At 55.5% G+C, this 23,385-nt stretch carries 22 protein-coding genes; 2 read left to right on the top strand and 20 right to left on the bottom strand.

Annotated features, from left to right (window positions below):
- The 16 genes from rsmH to HUN04_06725 form a co-directional block, all read right to left on the bottom strand.
- Positions 1-939, bottom strand: coding sequence for a 16S rRNA (cytosine(1402)-N(4))-methyltransferase RsmH (gene rsmH, locus HUN04_06800; protein ID WDP89446.1), 939 nt, complete (start codon positions 937-939; stop codon positions 1-3).
- A 2-nt stretch (positions 940-941) separates the two neighbouring features.
- On the bottom strand, positions 942-1,382 hold the full coding sequence (mraZ, locus tag HUN04_06795; protein WDP89445.1) for a division/cell wall cluster transcriptional repressor MraZ: 441 nt from the start codon (positions 1,380-1,382) through the stop codon (positions 942-944).
- A 313-nt stretch (positions 1,383-1,695) separates the two neighbouring features.
- Positions 1,696-2,088, bottom strand: coding sequence for a response regulator (locus tag HUN04_06790; GenBank protein WDP89444.1), 393 nt, complete (start codon positions 2,086-2,088; stop codon positions 1,696-1,698).
- 66 nt (positions 2,089-2,154) lie between these two features.
- Positions 2,155-2,877, bottom strand: a complete 723-nt coding sequence (locus HUN04_06785) for a 1-acyl-sn-glycerol-3-phosphate acyltransferase (protein ID WDP89443.1) — start codon at positions 2,875-2,877, stop codon at positions 2,155-2,157.
- Positions 2,874-3,833, bottom strand: a complete 960-nt coding sequence (locus HUN04_06780; GenBank protein ID WDP89442.1) for a DUF4340 domain-containing protein — start codon at positions 3,831-3,833, stop codon at positions 2,874-2,876. The genes HUN04_06785 and HUN04_06780 overlap by 4 nt, the downstream gene beginning before the upstream one ends.
- Positions 3,834-3,886: 53 nt before the next feature.
- Positions 3,887-6,076: a Gldg family protein gene (locus tag HUN04_06775; GenBank protein ID WDP89441.1), complete on the bottom strand. Its 2,190-nt coding sequence runs from the start codon at positions 6,074-6,076 to the stop codon at positions 3,887-3,889.
- 9 nt (positions 6,077-6,085) lie between these two features.
- Positions 6,086-6,790 (bottom strand): ABC transporter, encoded by a 705-nt coding sequence (locus HUN04_06770; protein WDP89440.1) that lies wholly within the window; start codon positions 6,788-6,790, stop codon positions 6,086-6,088.
- Positions 6,787-7,740, bottom strand: a complete 954-nt coding sequence (locus HUN04_06765) for an ATP-binding cassette domain-containing protein (GenBank protein WDP89439.1) — start codon at positions 7,738-7,740, stop codon at positions 6,787-6,789. The genes HUN04_06770 and HUN04_06765 overlap by 4 nt, the downstream gene beginning before the upstream one ends.
- Positions 7,741-7,749: 9 nt before the next feature.
- Entirely contained in the window at positions 7,750-8,325 is a 576-nt protein-coding gene (locus tag HUN04_06760) for a hypothetical protein (GenBank protein ID WDP89438.1), read from the bottom strand.
- 157 nt (positions 8,326-8,482) lie between these two features.
- Positions 8,483-9,232, bottom strand: a complete 750-nt coding sequence (locus HUN04_06755; GenBank protein WDP89437.1) for an energy-coupling factor transporter transmembrane protein EcfT — start codon at positions 9,230-9,232, stop codon at positions 8,483-8,485.
- A gap of 5 nt (positions 9,233-9,237) precedes the next feature.
- Positions 9,238-9,966, bottom strand: a complete 729-nt coding sequence (locus tag HUN04_06750; GenBank protein WDP89436.1) for an ABC transporter ATP-binding protein — start codon at positions 9,964-9,966, stop codon at positions 9,238-9,240.
- Positions 9,967-9,974: 8 nt separating this feature from the next.
- The gene (locus HUN04_06745) at positions 9,975-10,505 is read right to left on the bottom strand and encodes a biotin transporter BioY (GenBank protein ID WDP89435.1); all 531 of its coding nucleotides are present in this window, start codon (positions 10,503-10,505) and stop codon (positions 9,975-9,977) included.
- Positions 10,506-10,529: 24 nt separating this feature from the next.
- Positions 10,530-11,480 (bottom strand): biotin--[acetyl-CoA-carboxylase] ligase, encoded by a 951-nt coding sequence (locus HUN04_06740; protein WDP89434.1) that lies wholly within the window; start codon positions 11,478-11,480, stop codon positions 10,530-10,532.
- Positions 11,481-11,761: 281 nt separating this feature from the next.
- Positions 11,762-13,318, bottom strand: a complete 1,557-nt coding sequence (locus tag HUN04_06735) for an AAA family ATPase (protein WDP89433.1) — start codon at positions 13,316-13,318, stop codon at positions 11,762-11,764.
- A 47-nt stretch (positions 13,319-13,365) separates the two neighbouring features.
- Positions 13,366-14,343 carry a TAXI family TRAP transporter solute-binding subunit gene (locus tag HUN04_06730; protein ID WDP89432.1) on the bottom strand — a complete coding sequence of 326 codons (978 nt, stop codon included), beginning with the start codon at positions 14,341-14,343 and terminating at the stop codon, positions 13,366-13,368.
- A 290-nt stretch (positions 14,344-14,633) separates the two neighbouring features.
- A complete protein-coding gene (locus HUN04_06725; protein ID WDP89431.1) occupies positions 14,634-14,960 on the bottom strand; it encodes a PilZ domain-containing protein in 327 nt (108 codons plus the stop codon).
- Positions 14,961-15,178: 218 nt separating this feature from the next.
- On the opposite strand from HUN04_06725, the gene HUN04_06720 reads away from it, so the two are divergent.
- Both HUN04_06720 and HUN04_06715 read left to right on the top strand, forming a co-directional pair.
- Positions 15,179-18,166 carry a hypothetical protein gene (locus HUN04_06720; protein WDP89430.1) on the top strand — a complete coding sequence of 996 codons (2,988 nt, stop codon included), beginning with the start codon at positions 15,179-15,181 and terminating at the stop codon, positions 18,164-18,166.
- 111 nt (positions 18,167-18,277) lie between these two features.
- Positions 18,278-18,814 (top strand): hypothetical protein, encoded by a 537-nt coding sequence (locus HUN04_06715; protein WDP89429.1) that lies wholly within the window; start codon positions 18,278-18,280, stop codon positions 18,812-18,814.
- Here HUN04_06715 and HUN04_06710 read toward each other — a convergent pair.
- Genes HUN04_06710 through HUN04_06695 form a run of 4 tightly spaced genes read right to left on the bottom strand, consistent with a single transcriptional unit; the run spans position 18,811 to position 23,352 of the window.
- Positions 18,811-19,605 (bottom strand): RimK family alpha-L-glutamate ligase, encoded by a 795-nt coding sequence (locus tag HUN04_06710; GenBank protein WDP89428.1) that lies wholly within the window; start codon positions 19,603-19,605, stop codon positions 18,811-18,813. The two genes, HUN04_06715 and HUN04_06710, sit on opposite strands and share 4 nt — an antisense overlap.
- Positions 19,602-21,257, bottom strand: a complete 1,656-nt coding sequence (locus HUN04_06705; GenBank protein WDP89427.1) for a hypothetical protein — start codon at positions 21,255-21,257, stop codon at positions 19,602-19,604. The genes HUN04_06710 and HUN04_06705 overlap by 4 nt, the downstream gene beginning before the upstream one ends.
- Before the next feature lie 14 nt (positions 21,258-21,271).
- Positions 21,272-22,282 (bottom strand): UDP-glucose 4-epimerase GalE, encoded by a 1,011-nt coding sequence (galE, locus tag HUN04_06700; protein ID WDP89426.1) that lies wholly within the window; start codon positions 22,280-22,282, stop codon positions 21,272-21,274.
- Complete coding sequence (locus HUN04_06695) at positions 22,279-23,352, bottom strand: hypothetical protein (protein ID WDP89425.1); 1,074 nt, start codon at positions 23,350-23,352, stop codon at positions 22,279-22,281. The genes galE and HUN04_06695 overlap by 4 nt, the downstream gene beginning before the upstream one ends.
- Positions 23,353-23,385 lie beyond the last annotated feature (33 nt).

Genomic DNA, 23,385 nt, shown 5'->3' with positions numbered 1-23,385 from the left:
TTATAGTTTTTGAGCCACCCTTAATTTGGCGCTTCTGGCCATGGGGTTGGCAGCAATTTCCTCGGGCGAAGCAATAATTGGCTTTCGGGTGACGGACTTCATACTCGGAACAAAACCGCAGAGGCATTGGGGCAGTTCCCTAGGGCAGGTGCAGCCTTTTTCAAAAGACCTCAGCCGCTGTTTGACGATGCGGTCTTCCAGGGAGTGGAAGGAGATGATGCTGATCCGCCCTCCCTGTACCAGCATGGCCGGCACCTGTTCCATAAATGCTTCAAGGCGTTCCAGCTCCCGGTTGACTTCTATGCGCAGGGCCTGGAAGGTCCGGGTGGCCGGATGGATTTTCTGTTTTGCCGCAGATTTGGCCGGAACGGCCTTTGCCACAAGCTGGGCCAGTTCTCCGCTGGTCCGGACCGGTGACTGGGCACGGGCCTTGACAATGGCTGCGGCGATCCGACGGGAAAAGCGTTCTTCCCCGTATTTGAAAATCAGGTCCGCCAATTGGGTTTGCGTGTATGTGTTGACCACCTCATGGGCCGTCAATGGATTTCGGGTATCCATCCGCATATCCAGGGGCTCATCCTTTTGAAAGGAAAAGCCCCGTTTGCTTCGTGTCAACTGGTTGAGTGAAAAGCCCAGGTCAAGGAGAATGCTGTTTACCCCTGTGATGCCGGATTCGGCAAGGATCAGGGGCAGGTCGCTGAAGTTTCGATGAAACAGCCTGACATTGTCCTGAAAGGAAGATAGTTTTTCTTTGGCATTGGCTATGGCATCGCTGTCCTGGTCAATGCCGATGAGCATGCCGTCCGGGCGGATGGCCCTGACGGTTGAAAGGGCATGGCCTGCGCCGCCGAGCGTACAGTCCACGCAGATGTCCCCTGGTTTCAGATTCTGGTATTCATGCACCTCTTGGGGCAACACCGAAGTATGTTCAAATTCCATACTTATAATCCCAGGGAAGCAATTTCCTCCCGTACATCCTCTTTTTCAAGCTCCTGCTCCATTTTGAGGTTTTCCTGGTCCCATTTTTCCCTGGACCAGATTTCAAACCGGTCCAGAACACCCACAAGGACGATGTCCTTCTCTATGCCTGCATAACTCCTCAGGCTTTGGGGAATCAGTATCCTGTCCTGCTTGTCGCATTTAAGCGGACAGGCATTCCCCAGGAAAAACCGTTTAAACCGTTCCATGGCAGCACTTTTGGCCGCCCGGATCCGTTTTTCAATGTTTTTCCATTCACTGAAGGTGTAGGCATAGATACAGCCGTCCTTTATTGAGACCACCACCCCGTATTCATCATCCGCAGCAATGACCTTCCGGAACCGTGCCGGAATAATGACCCTGCCTTTTGGATCGATTGTATGAAAGGAGCTAGATCGAAACACTTATCTTAAGCCTCTGATTAAAAATAATCATCCACTTTCCACCACCATACGACACACTTTTACGAAAATTCACGGGTAAGTCAAGGGAAAAAATAAATTTTCTTGAAAAAATAATCGTGGAACTACCATGGAATGGGGTATACAGAATTGTAGGCTTTTGTGGTGCAAGGTGGAAGATGGGGTGGGGGATTGTGGGGGGATGGCGTCCGCCCCCGGGGGCAGGGCGTGAAAGCGCAAAAAATACACTGCTGAACTGGGGGGCGAAAAGTGGAGTGGAGGGGAGGTGGAGGAGGGGGGAGGTGCCTGTGCCGGATCAGGAAACCAGGTTGGCCACCATCTCCTTCAAGTCGTTGAGACGGTAAGGTTTGGGGATTGCCCCCTTGAGTCCGTAGGACGGGTAGTCGGCCATCACCGGGTCATCCAGGTAGCCCGAGGAAACCACCAGCCTGGCTTGGGGGTCCATGTCCAGGATTTTGCGGGCCGCCTCCTCACCGCCCATGCCGTTGGGGATGGTGAGGTCCAGGATAACCAGGGCATAGGGAGCGCTCCGGTCAAGGGCGCTGCGGTATTCATGGACGGCCTCGCTGCCGTCGGCCGTGAGGCTGACATGGTAGCCGAATTTTTCAAGCATCTTTTTGGTGATATTGCGGATATGTTCTTCGTCATCCATGACCAGGATGTCTGGCTGCCGGGGATCGGTTGTCATCTGGCTCACCTCGTTTGCTTATTCCTTTGGATCTCTCCCCCACGCCATGGGGAGGTCATTCTGCGCCTATATGGCCGCGGCTATGGTCTGACGCGTCTGTTCGATGATCTGGTCCAACTCTTCCTCATGGTGGGGGCTGAGATGGACCGGACGGTGTACCACAATATCCAGGGTGCCCGGGGTCAAATCCAGTGTATCCGGTGGCAGAATATCGATGGAGTTCCGGATGGTTACCGGCAAAACCGGCACCCCGGTTTCCATGGCGAATCGGAAGGCCCCTTTTTTAAAGGGCATGACCTCGCCGTTCCGGCTCCGGGTCCCTTCGGCAAAGAACAGGGCCGAGGCCTTTTGGGACATCTTCTCCTTTGCCGCTTCAATGGACCTGACGGCCGAATCGTGGTCGGAGCGGTCCACATAGATACATCCCAACTGCTCGCAGGCCGTGCCGAAAACGGGAATCTTTCTTAATTCCTGTTTCATCACCCATTTGATCTTCAGGCCGATGAACCCATGGATGGCTGGAATGTCCGCCATGCTCTGGTGGTTGGCCACCACCACATAGGATTTAAACCGGCTGTAGTTTTTTCTGCCCCGGATCCTGACCCGGACGGGCCCTGCGGCGCAGCAGAGCCTGGACCAGGTCACCGCCAGGATGTCTGCAGCATCCTGGCTGAAAAAAAATCCCACGACTATGCATATGCTGCCCAGAACCAGGGTGGTTAAAATCACGAAGGGAACCGCGATGAGCCACTTATAGGGCTGATATGCAATTTTCAGCAGGATGCTCACTCTTTATCAGATCCGCTATCTTCTTTTTTCTCAATTCCAAGCAGCTTGTCCACGTAGGATACAATGTCATCGGCTTTATATGAGGCCAGGGAGAAGGCGTAGGGGGTGGATGACGCCGTACCTGCCATCGTCTCCTTCCCGTCCTGCTTGAACAGATTTAAACTGAGAACCTGATCATTTTCAAGCATTATTTTGCACAGGACCGTTTCTTTTCCCAGGCCCTGTGCACCCCCCTGGGGCAGAAATGCACTGCATTCCAGGCGGGAAAGGGAGGAGATCAGGTCGGATACGGCAGTCAGGTCCGCCTCTGTACCGTCCCCTGACTGCCAGATATCGGCCCTGTCGTCGCCCTTTTTCTTATCTTCGGCCTGGGTGACCCTTGTCAGGGTTGTGGACTTCCCTTCTTTTTCCATGGTTATTTTTTTGATGGTCTCTGTTTTGATCTCAAAGACCAGTTTGTCCCTGAGGTCGTCCACGGATTTGTCAAAATAGTTCCTGAAGCTTTTGTCAGCCTGGAAGATCCGTTTGTCCCCCGCCAGCATAATAAAGGTGTGGTTGAAGCTGGGGGCGGTTTTTCCCACGGTGAAGGCCCGTTTTTCATCCTGGCCTTCAAAGGCCTTGACCTGAACGGCATTGGGGGGATCCAGTTCGTAACGGATCAGGTCCGACGCCTCGGAAACCAGAGCCGAAAGCTTCAGCCCTTTAACGGTGTCCAGCATGTTGTCCACAGCGGACTTGTCCGCTGGGAATTTTTTCTCCGTAAGGGTCCAGCCTTTATCCCCCTTATTGAGGACAATGGTGAATTTATCTTTTTTTATTTCCAGCCGGTCGATTTTATCTGCATCCACTACGGGCGGCACCGGCAGCTCATAGTGGACACGGTCGTCTTTTTTCAGTCCCAGGTAGGCGCCCAGTCCGATGATCAGGGCGATCAGAATAATATATTCTTTTTTCATGGCAGTTTCCTAAATACACCTTAATATACAATATCTGTTTATCCGTGCGGTTCTTATACCTTATATAATTGGGCGATGCGTTTCTTTTTCAGGTTCCTGCGGAACAGGACCACCAGGCCAAACAGCACCACAAGCACCGGAAGGCCGGCGATGTTGAAGGCCTTGATCACGCCCTTGGCCAGGGGATCGGTCTCCGCGATGGGGTTCAGGGTCTGCTGTTTACTGCGCATGGCGGCAATGCTGTCTTCGCCGTTGAGGTGGTCGATGAGGTTGAGCAGGAAGGTGGCGTTGGTGGTCCGCCCTTCCGGATCCAGCATGTTGTCGTGGAGCACCTGGGCGCAGCCCAGAACGAAGATCCTGGCCGGAACCGAGGTCTTGAGCACCCGGTTTTCCGCCTTCATGCCGGCCAGGGTCCTGGCCGCCGGTTTTTCATTTTTCGGGCCGGCCGCCTCGTCTTCTGCCGTGATATCCTTTTCCCCGGTTTCTTTTTGGGGGACGGGTTTATCCTTGAAGTAGGAGGTGAATTCCCCTTCCAGGATATAGGCTAGGTCCTGGGCGGCGTAGTCGCCCTCGGCTGAGGGCGGGGTAATGAACATGGGGTTCAGGTTGATGTTGTCGGTCATGAGCCAGGACTGGTCAGAGGAACTGAGCAGTTTTACGGTCCGCACCTTGTCTGTGTTGATATTCTCTTCAACCAGTGTCACCGGGGAGATCTGCATGGCCACCAGCCCCTTGATGTTCTTCATGAAGGCCGGGGCGGTGTTGATGCTTTTTTCCTTGAGCATGGGGGCAAAATAGATGCTTTGTTCCCCCCCGCCCTGGGACTGTGGCAGCTGGTGCTTGTAGGCGCTTTTGTCCAGCACATAGGAGGGCTCAATTTTAACCCCGTAGTGGGCCAGAAGCTTTTCAAGGCCGGTGTCGATGGGGGTGAAGGCCGGGGGCATGCCCATCATGCCGCCGCCCCTGTTTTCTTCCTTGAATGCATCGGCAAAGACGGCGATATTGGTTCCCTTCATCAGGGCCTGGTCGATCTGGAAGAGTTCATAGTCGGAAAATGGTTCGGTGGGCTTGGCAATGACCAGGCAGTTGAGCCCTTCGGGGATTCTGTCCTCCTTTAGGGGGATTTGCTTGATATTATACCGGGCGCCCAGGAGCTGGTTGAATGCGCTGAGGCTGTTGCTGGGGCGCCCCTGCATCATGGCCATGCGGTCGGGGAGCAGGGAGGGGACCCCGTGGTCGGAAAGGTAGCCGATGTCCTTGTTGATGCCGATCATTTTTTCCATCACCGCCTGCAGTTCTTCTTCCAGCATCATGGGATCGGCCATCTGGTAGGTGGTACCGATGATGGGCAGTTCAACGGCGGAGATCAGCGGCAGGGCCGTGGCTTCGCCTTTGTACTCAATCACCAGGCCGGCGGTGCCGTTCCCGGCTGGGATATTTGTTTCTTTGACTTCCGGCCAGGACATGGCCATGAGATCGTATTTTTTGGCGATTGTTTCCATCTGGGCTTTGGTGTCGATATCCACGTGCTTGAATTCGAATATGCCCAGGCTTTTTTTATTCATGCCTGCAACGGTCTCTTCCACGGCCCGTCCCAGGCCGGGCAGTTCCGGCAGCCCGATGAGGGGGGCAATGGCATTGAGGCCCGAGGAAAGGTACATGGTGACCTGTATCTTGTCCGTTTGGCGGAGCAGGGCCGATACCTTGTTATTCAGCTTCTGGATGGCCGTGGTAAGCTGGTATTCCAGACCGTTCACCGAGGTGATGGCCGGGATCTTTTCAATGAGGTCTCCGTGGAGGATGACCAGCCCCATGTAGGCATTTTTGAATTTGATCTCATCGTTTTCCATCACCCGGATCTGGACGGGCTGGATCCCGTAGTCCCGGGCCATTTCCCGGTTTTTGTCCGCCTGGGATGCAATATCACCCTCCTGGGAGACATTGTAAAAGGTAAAGTTGAAATACCGGCCGGCCCGGGCCGCATACTCGGCCAGAAGGTCACGCAAATACCGTTCGGTATTGTTGTGGGGGGCGGGCAGGTTTTTGGAGAAAAACACCTTGATGTTCAGGGGCTCGGACAGGGTGGAGACTGCCTGGCGGCTGGCGTCGGACAGGGAGTAGATCCGGTTGGCCGTGAGGTCGGCCCTGAAAAACAGGGTGAGTCCCGCTATATTCACCAGGACGATCACCGCCAGGTATAGGATGAATTTTATATAATGTTCTTTAAGGGAAAGCTTACCCATGGTAACTCCTTAATTCTTTTCTTTCATGGCAATATAGGTTGAGAAGATGAAGACAAAGACCACAGAGGCGAAGTAAAGGATATCCCTGGAGTCGATGATGCCCTTGGAGATGTTCATGAAATGGGCGTTGGCACCAATGTATTCCACCACAGGAACCAGTTTTTCCGGAATGAAGAACAGCATCCGGTCCAGAATGGTCAGGGTAAAGCACAGCGCGCAGCCGATGATAAAGGCCACGATCTGGTTCCGGGTGAGGGAGGAGGCAAAAATGCCCATGCTGCAATAGGCTGCGGCCAGGAGTACGGCCCCCAGGTATCCGCCGATCACCGGCCCCGGATCCACGGACCCGATGGTGGAGATGAACAGCGGATAGGAGAGGGTGGGCAGCAGCATGGCGCCGGCAAATGCCGTGGCGGCCAGAAATTTACCCAGGGCGATGTGGGTAAAGGAGACCGGCATGGTCAGCAGGGTCTCATAGGACCCGACATTTTTTTCTTCGGCAAATAGCCGCATGGTAATGGCCGGGATAAAGAAGGAAAAGGTCATGGGCAGCAGGGAGAAAAAGTCCCTGAGGTCCGCCCGGCCGAAGATGAAAAAGGTGGAAAAGAAAAACCATCCGCTGACAATGAGAAACAGCGAGATCACAATATAGGCGATGGGGGAGACAAAATAGTCCCTGAATTCCTTTAAGGCAATGGTTTTAATGGGTGTCATGCCGCGGCGTCCTCCTGTGTGAGTTCCTGGAAGATTTGTTCGAGTGCCTGGGATTCCCTGGACAATTCGGTGATGATCCAGTCGGTCTCCTTGATGCTCAGGTAGATTTCGGACCGAATGTCCTTGTGCCCCGGGGTTTTGATTTCAAAGGAGACCTCTTTGCCCGGAGGGGCGCCTTCCACGGGCCGGACCTCTATGCCCTGGGCGAGGTTGCCCAGCCGTTCCATGGCGCTTCGTTCGTCGGTTCCTTGGAGGGTGAGCTTGATGAACCCGGCCTGGCGGGCACTCTGCTTGAGGTTGGCAGTGCTGTCGTCGGCCACCTTTTTGCCTTTGTTGATGATGGCGATGCGGTCGCAGGTGGCCTCGGCCTCCGAGAGGATATGGGTGGAAAAGATAATGGTTTTTTCCTTGCCTATGGACCGGATGATATCCCGGATTTCTGCGATCTGGTTGGGGTCCAGGCCCGAGGTGGGCTCATCCAGGATGAGGATTTCCGGATCGGTCATCATGGCATGGGCCAGGCCCACCCGCTGCTTCAGTCCCTTGGACAGGGTGCCGATGGGTTTGGCCATGATGCCGGTCAGGCCGCAGAGTTTGGCAAGCTCCCTGAACCGTTCATCTTTCCGGGCCGGATCGGTGAGGCCCTTGAGCCGGGCCACATAATCCATATAGTCATAGACCAGCATATTGTGGTAGAGGGGCGCGGATTCCGGCAGGTACCCCATCAGGGATTTTATTTTCAGGGTATCCTGCGGCATTTCCAGATCCTTGACCCGGATACGGCCCGATGTGGGGGGGTAATAGCCTGTGAGCATTCTTAAGGTCGTTGTCTTTCCGGCCCCGTTGGGACCGAGCAGGCCAAGTATTTCTCCGGGCTGGATGGTCAGGCTGATACCGTCCACCGCGCAAAAGTCGTTGTAATACTTGGTCAGATTCTGAACATCAATCAATGTCTCCTCCTAAAAATCTTCAAGTACTTTGCTTTTCTCCAGGAACTCGTCCACGTCCCGGCGGGTTTTTCCCATGGCGTCCACCACCTTTTCCAGGCGGCGGCAGAAGGGGTCGTCCGCCCCGAGGGTTTCGGCGGACTTCCGGTAAAGGGCCAGGGTGTGCTTAAATTCATTTTCCATTTCAGCGGCCAGTTTTTTGCGTTCACCGTGCCTTATTTTTTCGGACTGGATAACGGATTCCAGTTTTTTGATGGAATACTCCACCAGGGCATCTCGGGGCATGTTATAGGTGTCCGAGATGGCCGTCAGCGCCTCTATGGTTTTTCGGCTGAGCACAAAGGTCTTCTGTTTCCTGGGGATTTTTTTAAACTGCCGGACCCGGATGGTCCGGGCCAGCTGATCCAGGGCTGCATAATCCTCGATAATATGGTCAAACAGGGATTTCTGTTTTATTCCCATATGTACGGCCACCAGGCCGATGGAATCGATCGCCTTCTGGGAGAGCTTGAAGGTGGCCCTGACCGACTGCTTTCCCCTCAGGTCGAACATGGACGGTCCGGTGAGGGGATCGTTGAATTTTGTCATATCTCCTCCTTTCCGGGATGTTGTGTATTATTTAATAGTTGCGATTCAAAAAAGTAATGGCAACTTATTGTACGACGAATTCTACCCTAAAACCCAGGACGGTTCAACCTGAAATTCAAGGATAACCAAATGATAATTTAAAGGCGGATAAAGGGGATCAGATGAAAAAGAATAGTACGGCGGCGGCTGCAGCCAGAAGAATGGCGGGTATCTCCCTGCCGCTGGAACCAAATTGGGGATCTGTCCGCTCTTCGGTGTAGGCCCGGGCTTCCATGGCCAGGCTCACACTGTCGGCCTGTCTGAACGTTTTGGACAGCAGGGCAAGGGAGAGGATGGAGATCCGTTTGACCGGGTTTTTCCTGCTGCCCCCGCATCTGGCCGCAATGGCCTGGCCGGATTCCCGTGCCTGGCTGAAAATCATGGGAAGAAACCGCAACGAAAGGCCGATGACCATGCCCGCCCGTTTTTCAGGGATGAACGGGACGGGTTTGAGGAACCATTGCACCGCGGCTTTCAGCTCCGAGGGCTTGGTGGTGGCTGAAAAAACGAGCCCCAGGGCCATGACCGTGAAAAAACGCAGGGCCACCAGGCCGCCTTGGGCGGCGCCCTGGAAGGAAAGCGGGTGGCCGAAGAGGGAAAAGAACGGCGTTCCCGGGGTGGCCAGGGACCTGACCAGGATAATAAGGGACAAAAAGAGGATAAAGGTTCTCAACTCCCAGGCCAGTGACACCGGCCCGGTGCCCAGCCGTCGGATCATCAGGAGCAGTGGGGCGAGAATCAGGGTGCAGGATAGCCATGACGCCGATGCCAGGCCCGCGCCCAGAATGCAGAGGATAATGAACTTGCACCTGGGATCCAGGTTGTGGACCAGGGTTCGTCCGGATTTAAATTCAAAGAGCGCGGGCATCGGTTTTACCTGCCGCAGGTGCACAGGGGCTTGAGCCCGTATCGGCCCAGTTCCGGGGCCAGTGCGTCGGCCGCTCCCAGGGCGGCTGTTTCCCCGTTGTCCATGATCATCAACCGGTGGGCGTCCCCAAGGACCTGGTCCAGGTCGTGGGTGGCCATGATAATGGTTTTGCCCGTCCGGTTCAGTCCCCGGATGATCCGGGCCAGGTCCAGGACCGCCGGATAGTCCAGATTGGCAAAGGGCTCGTCGAAAATGATGATTTCAGGATCCATGACCAGAATGCCGGCAATGGTGAGCTTTCTTTTTTCTCCGCCGGAAAGGGAGGCGGGATGACGGTCGCGGAACCGGTCCAGGTCGAAGCTTTCCAGGATACAGCCCACCCGCTCGTCTATGGTTTTTCTGTCCATTCCAAGGTTTTCAGGGCCAAAGGCGGCTTCATCAAAAACCGTTTCCCCCACGATCTGGGTATCGGCATCCTGGAAAACCATGCCGATGGTTTTACGGGTGTGGGCCAGGTTTTTGAAAATATTCTTTCCAGCGAGGCGGATTTCCCCTTTGTCCGGTTTGAGCAGGCCGTTCATGTGCCGGATCAGGGTGGTTTTGCCCGAGCCGTTGGGCCCGGCCAGAATCAGGTATTCCCCGTGATTCACAGCCAGGTTGATGTTGCTTATCCCGCCCCGCAGACTGCCGTAGCAATGGGAGAGGCCGGTGATTTCAAGGATGGGTGTGGACATGGCAAAACCTAGGGAGTTGCCGGCCGGATCATGGGTCGGATTTTTACGGCGATAAAGGCGGCAGCGGCCACCTTCAGGGCGTCGCCTAAAAGAAAGGGATACATGCCGGCGGCCAGGGCCTTGGGCCAGTCCATGGAAAAGGCGTATTTCAGCCATGGGACGCCGGCCGCGTATACGATGAGGGAACCCGTGATGAGCGCTATAATGTCACCGGCCGGGCGCTGATGCATTGATTTTGAGATGAGGCCGGTGGCATAAACGGCGGGCAGGTATCCCAGCAGGTATCCGCCGGTGGGGCCGAATAATTTCCCCATTCCCGCCGTGCCTCCGGCAAAGACGGGCAGCCCGGCCAGGCCGATGAGCAGGTAGGCCCCGATGCACCCCAGGCCCCATACCGGGCCCAGTATGAGTCCTGCCAGCAGGACGAACATGTTCTGCAGGACAATGGGCACCGGACCGATGGGGATTGAAATAAATGCCCCGCAGGCGATGAGGGCCACAAAAAGCGCTGTGTATACGGTCATTCTGGTCTGGGTCATATCACTCTTTTCTCTATTTTGGGTTTAATTGTGAAAGCAATCGCCGTAAATGATGGTTTCGGTTTGGCCTGTCTCTGTCTCAATGATGAGGCTGCCGCCGTCATCCACGCCGACAGCCTTTCCGTTATGGATCCGGTTCAAGGTCTCCACCCGGACCCGGGTACCGATGGTGGATGTCTGTTTCCGCCACAGGTCCATGATGACATGGATATCCGGGTGCCGTGTCTGGACGGAAAAATCCTTTAAAAATTCTTCAAGAACCATTCGGCGTGAAACGGGGCGTCCCAGTTCATTTTTGATGGAGGTGGCTGAAAAGTCCGGATGGGCCGGGTCATTGTTCACGTTGATGCCCATGCCGATGGCCAGAAAATTTACCATATCGGCCCGGGTCTCCATCTCCGAGAGCAGTCCGCATAGCTTTTTCCCCCCAAGGAGAAGGTCATTGGGCCACTTCACCCGGGTATCCAGTCCGAAAAGCCGGTTGATGGTCCGGGAGAGACAGAGGGAGGCGGCAAAATTGTAAATATAGGCCATTGGCGGGGGGATATCCGGTTTAAGGATGAGGGTGAACCACAGCCCCCCCCGGTGGGAATGCCATTCCCTGTTCAGCCTTCCCCGTCCCCGGGTCTGGCGCTCGGCTACGCAGCAGCTGAGATGGGAGGCGCCTTCCCGGGCCAGAGCCTTGGCCGTGTCCATGGTGGTTTCCACTTCTGGAAAATGAAAGATCTTTGTTCCCAGATCCTTTTGGAAGCAAAAGGGGTGGAGCAGGTCACCGGGGTCGGCCAATACATATCCCTTGGGCCGCGCCTCTATGTCCACCCCGGATGCTTTGAGGGCCTTGATGTGTTTCCACACCGCCACCCTGGAGATGCCGGTGGCATCGGAAATCTTTACCCCGGAGAGGGTTTTTCCCCCTGCACGGAAAAGGAGTTCAAGAATACGGCTTTTATTATCATCTGTTTCGTTAACCTTCATGAGTTGGTATGGTTAACAGAAAAAACAAGGCAAGTCAATGCGGAAAAAAGGCTGAGCAGATAAAGTTTCGGTGTCAGAATCGGGCGATGAGGTCGCCTAACCACGGTGTCCAGGCCTTGGGCGGGGAGGGGGCGTAACCGGCGTTGAGGACCGGACTGCCATGGACGGCAAAAGGCCGGGCCGAACGCTTTTTCGCGGTCAGGACGACCGCGGAAATTTAGGGTCGATCCCTTCCCGCTCAGGGCCGGGTTTAATACTGAGCGTCTGCCAGGAAAGGGCGGTTAGCGTCCTTTTTTTCGAATGAGCCAGTCTATGATGGCGTCCGGATCCGGCTGGGAGGGCGGTGGAGGGGCTGTTTCGGGTTTCGGTATTCCGGGCGATTCGTCAGCGGCAGATACCTGCTCGGGTTCAGGATGTTTGGGCTTCGGTGCTTTTTGGGCCTGTGTCTGGGGAAATGCTCCTGGTGATTCAGAGATGGAAGAAGATTCCTTGATCATGAAGACCTCTTTGATAAATTTATCCATATTTGACGGTTCGTCCGCCTCTGCTGCGGGGGGGGCAATCGGTGGCGAGGGCCGTTTTTCCGGTTCCGGCGGCTCGTAGGGTTCGGCCTGGAATTCTTCCGGCCGGCGTGTTTCCGGTTGGGTGGCTGCCAGGTCATGGGGGGGCGAGGTCCGGTGTTCCCGGGAAGGGCCGGACATCACCGGCGGGATGGACGGCATCTCTTCAATTTCCCGGGGATCGGGAGGAGGGGATTCATCCCGGACTGCCTGTTCCGGCGGCATTAGCGTTTCTGACAGCATCGCCGTTTTTGAATGGGGAGACTCATCGGTTGATGCCGGGTCTTCCATTCTGTCAGGGGGAATTTGAATTGGGGCCGAAACCGGCTGGGGGTAAAAGGTATAGGCAACACTGGCCAGGATGATGGCAGCGGCCAGTCCGGCCAGTGCTTTGGCAGGCCGGCGGGGCTGTGCGGCAATCTGGGGGGATGGGGCGGTGACACCGCCCGCCGGTTTGGGCCGGATAATGGGTTTGGGGGTTTCAGGCAGTTTGAGAATGCCCACAGCCTCCTGGAAGGTCTGGACATCCACGGTGTGCATATCCTTTGCGTATGCCGCTATCATGGATTGGTCGCAGGCGATGTTGATGCGCCGGGGGATCCCCTTGGAAAACTGGTGTACCTGGCGGATTGCCGGGGGGAGGAAAATCCGGTCCTTTGCCCCGGCCAGTTCAAGGCGGCGGTGGATGTAGTCCCGGGTCTCATTTTCATCCAGGGAGGAGAGCATGGCATGGACATCCACCTGGTCTTTCCAGTCCCTGCCCAGGGCCTTGGTGAGGACGGTGTGGAATTCCAGCTGGCCGGCAAGGATGAGGGTGAGGGTATTGTCCGGTGCGGATTTGGACCAGGAAAGAAGAAGGGACAGAAATCTGTCCGGAATCAGGTGCGCCTCATCAATGATAATGAGGCATTTTTCCCCTTTTTGGCGTTTGCGCGCTAAAAAGGCCCCCAGTACCGGGGCAAATTTTTCGCCCTCCTGGTAAAGAATCCCAAATCCCAGTCCCTGGGCAATGGCAAGGAATAGGTAGTGAAGCTCCAGGCTGGGATCTGTTATATGGGCAAGGGCGGTCTTCTCGGATACGGACTCAATCAGTTCATGGAGCAGGGTGGTTTTGCCGGTGCCGATGTCGCCGGTGAGGACCAGCAGCCGGCTGGGGCCGTCCATACCCCGCTTCAACAACTCCAGGGCCCCGGCATGGGCCTTCCCCAGCCAGAGAAAGCTGTTGTCCGAACTGAGCTGGAAAGGTTTTTTCTCCAGATTGAAATGGCTGCGGTACATGGGCGGCCTCTTTTTACCCCCTTAAAATCCGCTCCGGTGCGGCCGGATCAGAGGATTTCCTTTATGGCATCCAGGAGCGGGTTCTTTTCCATGGGCGGATCTTCTTCCCCGGGAACGGCGGGCCTGCGGTATTTTTTGACGCAGTCGTATTGTTCCCACCCTTTGAGCGGATAGTCCAGGTCCACACTTTTCCATTTGGGATGGCCGTTTTCTTTGAGCCAGTCCAGGTTGTCGTAGACGATGCTGGCAAACCCTCCCACGTAGTCGCAATTGTTCCGCCTGAAGTCAAAGGAGACGAGCACCGCCTTCACCGCCACGGTGGCCACCTCCTCTGCCTGCCAGGGGTAGGTCCCTGCAGGAATCGTGGCTGCAGGGTAAAATTCAGTGATGCTTTTGTTGCCGATGGGGACGATGTGCAGTCCGTCCTGGGCCGTGACATGTTCTGAAAACAGGGCGACAGGAAACCCGGCCACATAGAACATGGCGTCGATGGTACCTTCCTTGAGCATGGCCAGGGCCTTGTCCGTGCCCACGGCCACTATTTCTGCCGGTTTGATGCCCGACACTTCAAAAAGGAGCCTGGAGGTGAGATAGGTGCCGGAGCCCTCCTTTCCCACGGCCACCCGCCTGTTTTCCAGATCGTCGAATGAGCTTACATCTGTCTTGCCCAGCAGGTGGATCTCTTCGTTGTACAAGGGGAATACCATTTTTGTTTTTTTTGCGATGCGCTTAAGCACTTTATTGGATTTCACCTTGAGCACAAATGCCAGCACATCGGACTGGACAATACCCATCTGGGTTTTAGGGCGTTTATATACAGCATATACGTTTTCCACGGAGCCCCGGGAATTGTATACGTGGATGTGGTATCCGTATTTTTGTCCGATTTCCATCAGGTTCAGGCCGAACTGAAAATAGGTGCCTTTTTTGCTGCCGGTGATTATCCCCATGTCCACGGCCGATGCACTGCCGTAGATGGCTGTGCAGAACAGGATAAATACGATCAGGATGTATTTGCGAAACATAGTTCCCCCCATGAGTTGTACCGGCCTGCGGCGTTACTGCCCCTGAAGAAATCGTCCGGGCGGCTTGGCCCGCCGGTTGATATAAACAAAAATGGAATCAGGTAATTACGTTAATGGTAAAGGTCTACCAAATATGGGCGCAAAGTCAAGGCGCAATGGCCTTCCCAGGGGATAATTTTGGGGTGCCGGGATAATTGACGAAATAATGTGAAAAATATGTGCGAAATTTACTAAATAATTTCCCCCGGCATCCGGATAATGAAAAAAAAGTGCAGCCGGGGGGAGGGGGGCTAATAATAAATCGGTTCGGCATATTCAATGCCGTATCCGTATTGTCCGCCGGGTGATGAGGTGCCCAGGTCATTGGACCATTTGACATAACCGGTATAGTTTTCGTATTTTTCAGGCCCCTTGCCGGCCTTGTCGTAGTTTTTTATCCTGATGTAGACCTGCTGGCCGATTTCCATTTCCTCATCCGCGGTCAGGTAATGGCCACCGCTGCTGTAATTGTACATTTCGCCATCGTAATGCCGGTCAAGGTTTTCGTATCTGTAAATATAAACCGGGTTATCGCATTCGTGGCGTTCATATTGGCGTTTATCGGAGTGCGGGTCCATGGGGGGCTCCTTTTAACTTATTGGTTTGATAGTTATTCCCATGCAAATAATGAACCGTCCTGACAATGGGAAAGCGGATACCGGGCTGCATTTGGGCCGTGTATGACTGAAGAGCATGTTTAGTTAAAAAATTATATCAGGGGCCGTTGTTAAAGTACATTGAATATTGTATTTTTTCTGGGACAGAAAAATCGGATAAACAACACCGGACAAGGAATATGAAAAATACAGTTCTGGTCCCTGTAATTGCGGGGCTTTTCCTGGGATCCCTCTGGGCGTTTCCCGGTCCGGGGCTGGGCGCCCGGCAGGAAGTGCACTGGAACCGCAAGGTTTATATTGCCCTGGGATTCCACGGCAACCTCTATCATTCCTTTAGGGGGGATACCAATGACGAAAACGGTTTCGGCCGGGATATACGGATTATTCGCCATATCATAGAAACCCTGGACCGGTTTAATGACAGGGGCGTCCCGGTCAGGGGAAGTTGGGAGTTTGACAATCATTTTTCCCTGGAAAACATCCTGCCGTTGTACGCCCCCGATATTATCCGGGATATCCGGCGGCGGATTGAGTCCGGCCGGGACGAAATCCTCCTCATGTCATACAACAACGGGCTGGCATCGGCCATGACCCGCCGGGAACTTACCCGGGCCGTTCAATGGGCCATATCCAACCCCTGGGGCAGCGGGGTACAGGACCTTTTCGGCAGGTATACCCCCGTTGTCAGGCCCCAGGAGATGATGACCACCCCCGGAGATTTCAATGTGTACCGCCAGGCCGGAATAGAGGCGGTGGCCCTTTACTACAGCGCCACTCCTTTTGATACCTTTCGCCTCTTTTCAAGGCCCCTGAGCCGGGATGAAGCCCATAATCCCCTGGAGTATAAAAATGATGCCACATCCGAGGAAATCCTGGTGGTTCCCACTTATAATATCGGGGATCTGGTGGAAAATGTCAGTCTGGGCGAATGGGTGGAGGCGCTGCATAAAATGCAGCGAAAAGGAGAAATTAAAAGGGATGTGCTGGTGTTCATCAATTTCGATGCGGATTCCGAATACTGGACCGGTGCGGACCGGCTGACATGGCCGTTGAACCGGCTGCCCAACACCCGGGGGCTGGAAGGGCTGATCCGGGAAGTGGATAATAAAACCTTTGTCCGTTTTACCACCCTTAAAGCATATCTGGCGGAACACGGCCCGGCCGGCAGGGTGACGTTTCAGCAGGACACCGCCGACGGCAGTTTTGACGGGTATAATTCCTGGTCGGAAAAATGGGAGTCCACGGCGTTCTGGACAAGGATAATGGCTGCCCGGCGCATGCACCGGACCGCCTCAAAGGTGGTTAACCTGTTCAAAAGCAGGGCATTGGCCGACCAAATCCGGCCGCTGCTGGACGAAGCCTTCAGGCTTCGTTTGCAGGCATTGTCCACCACCCATTTCGGTATGGGCACCCCCTTTGTCGCCCCCCAGCGGGAGGCAGCCATGGAAAAGATTCTGAGCCGGTTGGACAAGGTGGGCAGCCAGATCAGGCAGGTGCTGGACCTGGCTGTTCAGCGGAAGCTGGCCCGGAGGACCAGGCCCAAACTCCCCCGGGGCCTCAAGGTGGCTGACACCCTCATGGTGATCAACCCGGGTACCGGCGGGCGGTGCCACAGCCGGTTCCTGTCGGTACCGGGGCTGGGGGGCGGGACCGGCTACCGGCTACTGGGAGAGCAGGGCCAGACCTATCCCCTGGTGCCCGTACCCGGCTTGGAGGCGGAGGGCGTCCGCCGGTTTTATGTTTCAGGTCCGCGGCCTGTCCCGGACGGGTTTTATTTCCTTTGCCCGGTTCCGCTCCCTGGGCCGGTAAAAGATGGGCCTGTCGCCGTCTCCTTTACCGACGGAGCGGTGTTGAAAAACAAGGCGGTTGAGGCGGTGTTTGACAGCCGGGGCCGGCTGAAATACCTGAGGCGGCAGGGAGAATCCCTGGTCGGGCCCGGGGGGATGGGGGCCTACCTGAAATACCGGGAAGAAGAATTCCGGCCCGGGCCCATGGAAATCTGTGCCGTTGGCGGGAACGGCGCCGGCTGGGCCGCCCTTGGGATGGCCGGAAAATGGCCGGGGCCCGGCAATCACACCATAGCCGGAGGGCATACCGCCTATTCCATGGGGCTGGTGGGGGATCTGCCCTATCTGTTTGTGGACGGGGAAGTCAGATATCCGGCCACCATAAAGGCGGACCGGATCAAATCGGACCTGCCCGGCATTGCCAGGGATGCGGACCTGGGATGGCAGGAGACCGCCCCCATGGAAATCCGCCTGGACGGCGCTGTCGGGCAGGATTCCCCGGTCCGGATCTATAAGAATAATTTCATGGATGAAGACACGGCCTACGACCTGGATTACCACCGCTATTCTCCTGAAAATCTGGCCCTGGACAATGTGAACAACCATATTACGGCGGGGTACGCAGGGATTTTTGCAAAGGACAAGGGGCTGGCCATAAGCTTTGACCCCGGGGTGGCGGCCAATTTTGCCGGAGCCCCGGCCAGGGTGAGGGTTGATAGTGACGGCGGCCGTTCCGTGTCCATCAATCCCCTGGGCACCTACCACGGCAGCCAGAACCGCAGACCCACCTGGGGAAACGGCCAGGGCCACGAGGCCTCCCTGATTTCAGGGGAGCAATACCATAGTGCGGCCCCCACCTTTAATGGAAAAACAACAAGATTTTCAATGATGCTTGGCGGATTCAGCGGGGACAGGATGCCGGAAAAACTCAAGAGGGATCTCAAGGCCTTTGCCAGCCCCGGTGTGGTGTTCAGCTTGCGCCACAGGAAAGACGCAACTGATGCGGCCGTGGCTCCCGGGGTCCCGGCGGAATATGAAGCGGCCATTGACCGGGGGCGTCTGACCCTTAGGTGGGCCGGTGATGAGCGTCTGGACTATGTGGTCCGAATGGGGACGACATCAAAGCGTTATCCCCATGTGTTCAGGTGCAGCACCAATTCCCTGACCCTGGACGGGCTGTCGCCCTTAAAGCCATTTCGCCCTGGAGAGCGGTACTTTGCCGTGATAGAGTCGGTATCACCGGACGGCGGAATCCCGTCCAGAACCCGGGAAATCCGCCTTGAAATTCTGGACTCCAACCGGATTACCGCAGAAACAAAGATTCCCTGGCAGTTTCCCCTGAAGGTGCTCTGGGCCAATTTAAAAGCCATATTCATGTAAATGCCTTTTTACCGGCCCGGAAAAATTATTGTCTTGAACAAGGGGCGGCATGTGAATTATATTCAGGGCCGACTGAGTAATGAATAGACCCAAATATTTTGAGAGAGACCAATGGCCTGTATAAGAGAGATCCTTCCCAATGCCAAAGATTTTAAATCATTCTGGAAAGAAAAGGGCCCTTTCAGGTATGCCCTGACCAGCAATGAATATCCCCCGGTGCTTCTGGCGCCCGAGGAGTGGATATTCGGCAACGATAAAACAGAGGTGCTCAAGGAACTCATGGGGTTCGGGAAATCAAAGATGGCCTTTGTCCGGGCGCCTTTTAACCCGGATAAAAAAAATATCCTGCGTCCGGAGGAGATCTGTGCCTGGAAAATCAACCATTTCCCAGAAGCGTGGAACCCGATAGTCTGTGATGCATTCGTGCCCGAAGGGCATCTGACCCGTTCGGTAAGCGATGAGGCGGCGGCCATGGGCGGTGAAGATGAGAAAGAGGATGTGGAAAAGGCCTTTTTCAGCCTCATCGGCCGGCAGATGGACAGAATGGGGTATCTTTTGCTCGAACCCCGGGGCAACTCAAAGTCCGCCGCAATTGCCGCCTACCTTGAGGAATGGGAAGAGGATGATGCCGATGCCGGCATCCATTAGAGTTCTCCCCTGCAGATAAGGTCTGCCACCAGTTCCTTGTAATTGATTCCCGCCTGTTGGAAGCCCTTTGTGCCGTATTTCATGTTTCCCTCCAGCACATAATACCTGCCGTTGACTTCGGCAATATCCAGGCCCACATCGTCCCACCCGCATTTGGCGGCCGTGGACAGGGCCAGGTCGTTCACCGCCGGGGGCAGGGGATCGAAACTGATGCCGGCACCCTGGGAGACATTGGTTCTGAATTCCGCTGGGGCTGCGGTGCGCCAGAAGGCCAGGCGGACTGCTCTGCCAATGACCACCAGGCGCATATCCCTTTCAATGGGCAGGTATTCCTGGATATAGGCCGGGCCTTTGCGTGAGAGGTATGTATCCAGGTCCTCCTGGGTTTTAATGAGGAAAACCCCGTTGCCCCTGGCCGATCCCCTGCCAATTTTGGCCACAAAGGGAAAGCTGAAATAACTAAGAATCTGTTTTTTTTGTTTGGGACCGTAAAAGATCTGGGTACGGGGATGGGGGATGCCCAGCATATTGAAAGCAGCGGTCTGCCTTATTTTATCCTGGGCGAATTTATAGGTGTGGAAACTGGGAAATGTGGGCTTGCCCATGGCATTGAAAAGGTCCGCATAAAAGGCCGTCGGGTAGTAAATTTTTTCAGCGGCCATGATTTGCTTCCGCTCCGCCGGGCTGTAATCCCTGAAATTGGGTCTGAATCCAATGGTGCGGATGCCTGGGCAGGCTTTCAACCGGGCGCCGATGGCCAGGGGACGTCCGGTTTTTTGTCTCTGGTTCACCTGGTGCCGGCCCAGGATTTAATTTGGCTGGGTTTGGCCGGGAAGGGGCAGAAAGCGTTGACGCCGGCTTCGGTGAACTGCTGTTCCAAAAGTACGGGGTCCAGGTGTTTTTGCAGGGAGGAGGCAATGACGGGAACTTCTTCAGGAGAATAGAGTTCCCGGATTTCCCGGGCCATGTCCAGGACCGTGAGCTGCCCGATGAAGAGGTCGCAGACCACGGCCACCGGTTTTTCGGCCATGATAAACTCAAAGGCATCAAAGGAGGTGGTAAAGGTCCGGGCCTGGAATCCGCATCCGTGGATGAGTTTGGCATATACATCCAGCGCCGCTGCGTCCGGGTAAATCACTGCGATCCAGGGCGCTTTCTGCCCGGCTCTTTCGGATCTGAGGCGGGTGTATTTTTTTACGGTGGACCTTCTGCCTCTTTTTTCAAGCACCTCAATATAGGCGTCAATGACCTGGGCCGGCGCGTTCCGTTCCAGGTAGTTGGAACTGATATAGGAAAAGGTGTCGGAATCCATCAGGGCGTCGATGAGGCGGGTGGCTTTGGCATCCAGTATGGTCATCCCCAGGGTTTCCCCGGTTTTGGTGCCGGATTCGATTTTCTGCTTGATTTCCGCTGTGACATAATCCGAGCAGTGCCGGTCAAGGAGTTTTACGGCGGCCGTGCGGATGTACATGACCGGGTCTGTTATCCCGTTGAGGATGGCGGCGGCGGACTCAATTTCCGGAAATCGGGAGAGGGCCGTGTATACTGAGAACTTTACCGAGTTGTCCAGATCCCGTTGCCCTGAAAGGGTGAGAAGGTCCCCCAAGGCGCCCCTGGGAATGGTTCTTGCCGCAAGCCTGAGCAGGTTGATCAGAAGGTCGTGGTCAGGGGTGTCCAGATTTTCGTGAAGGAGCTGGGCCACCTGGTCGCCCCGGTCAGAGTAATACTCACAGGCGGCTGCCCGTTCCAAAAGGCCGGGGGCGGTGAGTGCCCTGAGCGTGGGGGCGGATTCCTGTACCGGGGCTGCCGGTGTGGCGGGGGAGGCGGTTGCCTGTTCCGGTTCCGGGGCAGTCTCTTCTGAGGATGCAAGACTGTCCCTGAGGACATCCACGGCATCCAGGATGTCCATGTCGCATTTTTCTGTTTTGGCAACCTGTTCCAGGCGTTCCAGGGCTTTCGCCGTTCCGATCCGTTCCAGGGCTTTTACGGCTTCCCGCTTCAGGCCAGGTTCATCATAGAAGATGAATTCCGCCAGATCATCCACCAGGGGGGCCAGTTTCATCTTGCCCAGGGTCCGGATGAGCTGGTTGAGCTTTTCTCCTTTTATTTCTTTGGTCATGATATGCTTCAGCAGCGGTATGAGCTGCATGCGCTGGGCCTCGTCAGCATGTTTCAGGAGTACCTGTGCGAAGCTGTAATTGACATGGGCCCTGTCCGTGGCCAGCTGAAAGAGCCTTTTGTGGAAGGGGTGGTCGGGGCTGATTTTTTCCATGAGAAAGGAGGTCAGGGGCAGGGCATCCTTGTCCTTGGTCAGGGCCAGCATTTCAATCACTGCCTGCTGGTCGGCGTCGGACCTTTCCTCAATGCCTTTCATGGCCGCTTTTGCGGCCTCGGTGTTCCGGGCATCTAACAGCGACTTTAATTCCTGGATATAATCCGCCATTTTTTTCTCCCTTCTTAATACCCCTCGGGGTTTTTCTGCTGCCAGTGCCAGGTGTCCCGGCACATGTCTTCCATTGTTTTGCGGGCCTTCCAGCCCAGTTCTTTCTGGGCCCTGGAAGGATCGGCCCAGCATGCTGCAATGTCCCCGGGGCGCCTGGGGGTTATCTCGTAGGGGATATCGTGGCCGCAAGCCTTTTCAAAACCACGGATCATTTCAAGCACGGAGTAGCCCTGTCCGGTACCAAGGTTGTATATCTGAACCCCCGGGGTGGCCATGAGTTTGGGCAGGCTGCAGATATGGCCCCGGGCCAGGTCTGTGACATGGATGAAATCCCTTACCCCTGTGCCGTCAGGCGTGTCGTAATCGTTGCCGAATACATTGACCTTTGGCAGCTGCCCCACTGCCACCCGGGCGATATAGGGCATCAGATTGTTGGGCAGCCCCCTGGGGTCTTCTCCGATGAGGCCCGAATGGTGGGCGCCCACAGGGTTGAAGTACCGGAGCAGGCAGATATGCCATTGGGGGGCTGAGGCATGAAGGTCCGTCAGGATATCTTCAATCATCAGCTTGGTTCTGCCGTAGGGATTGGTAACTGAAAGGGGGAACTTTTCTTTAATGGGCAGGCTGGCCGGGTCGCCGTATACCGTGGCCGAGGAGGAAAAGACAATGGCGTTTACCCCGGCTTCCCCCATGGCCGCGATCAGGTTCAGTGTGCCGGTGATATTATTGCTGTAATAGGCCAGGGGCTTTTCCACGGACTCTCCTACCGCTTTGAGGCCGGCAAAATGGATGACGGCGTCGATGTCCTTGTGGGTGGTGAAGACGGATTTGATCCCAGGGGGATCCAGAAGATCAATTTCATGGAATTCAAGGGATCTGCCGGTGATGCTCTCAACCCGGCGAAGGGATTCCAGGGAGCTGTTGCACAGGTTGTCCAGAACGACAACTTCGTGGTTTTCATTGAGAAGTTCTACACAGGTATGGCTGCCGATATAGCCGGCGCCTCCGGTCACAAGTATCTTCATTGGATATCCTCATATGCCTTTAGGCCAACAGGTTTTATTTCAGCGGTCTGTTCGAAAATGGTGTCACATATCCTACATTGTTTGCACTCTTTTGTACAGGTGGTCAGCGTTTTAAAAAAGTTAGGGCCAAGGGCATGGTTGGAGATGTTGATCCGATCGGCCATGAACCGGGCCGTATCCATAAGTGCCAGAAGGTTGCCTTTAAAGGACCGGGCAGAATAGGCCCGGATGCATTGTTTCAAAAAGGCGGTGCCGATGGTTCTGCCGCAGAGTTTAAGGCTGTCGGCCATGCCCCGGTAATGGATGGCGTCTTCGGGGCGGATAAAGGGGGATTTTAAAAATTTATGGGGATTGGTGCTGAAATAAGCATGGCAGCCCATTGTCCGGTTCATCTCCCAGGTGGCTTCCCGGACCAGGCCGGTGTTGGACAGGGCAATGTGGGCGTCGTGGGCCGGCTTGAAGGGACAGTGGTAAATACAGCCTTCATTGGCCAGCAGTTCTATGGACATATCCGGATAGGCGGCCTTCACCCGGGTGTACATATCCCGCAGCCTGTCTGGATTCCGGTTCAGGGACCGGTCGGGGATGATGCGGCCGGGCAGGGCAAACCGGGTCTGACCGATCATTTCCAGGTGACTGAACAGCTTTTCAGGGCTGTCCAGCATGGTGTTGACCCCGGGCACGGCTTCGAGGCGGGGAATGATATCATGGCCGGTTCGATCCAGGGCGTTGAGCAGGTAAAGATCGGAAACCACAATGCCCTGAATGCCAACCGCATGCGCCAGCCGGGAGAGCGTGTCCAGGAACCGGCGCAGCCCCCCCTTGTCCATGTAGACCTCTGGGGGCACAAATCGCGTGTTCATGAGGATATATTTTTTTACATCGGACAGGGGGGACAGAAGCCGGGCTAGTCTGTCCTGGGCCGTGTCGGCCACACCACAGAGTTTTACCCGGGCGTCAAAGGGAATGGCTGTGTCCAGGGGAAAATAGAGTGATGACAGCATTTCGCTGCGCGCCGCCAGGAATCCGGCGTAGTCCGGGTCCGGAATAAAGGGAACAGATAGTTTCATGTCGGGTCCGGGTGTTGTTTTGGGTAAAAGTTT

Origin of the sequence: Desulfobacter sp. (assembly GCA_028768525.1) — a bacterium.
Classification (GTDB): domain Bacteria; phylum Desulfobacterota; class Desulfobacteria; order Desulfobacterales; family Desulfobacteraceae; genus Desulfobacter.
Note: the sequence above shows the minus strand (reverse complement) of the source record. Positions and strands in the feature narration are given on the sequence as shown.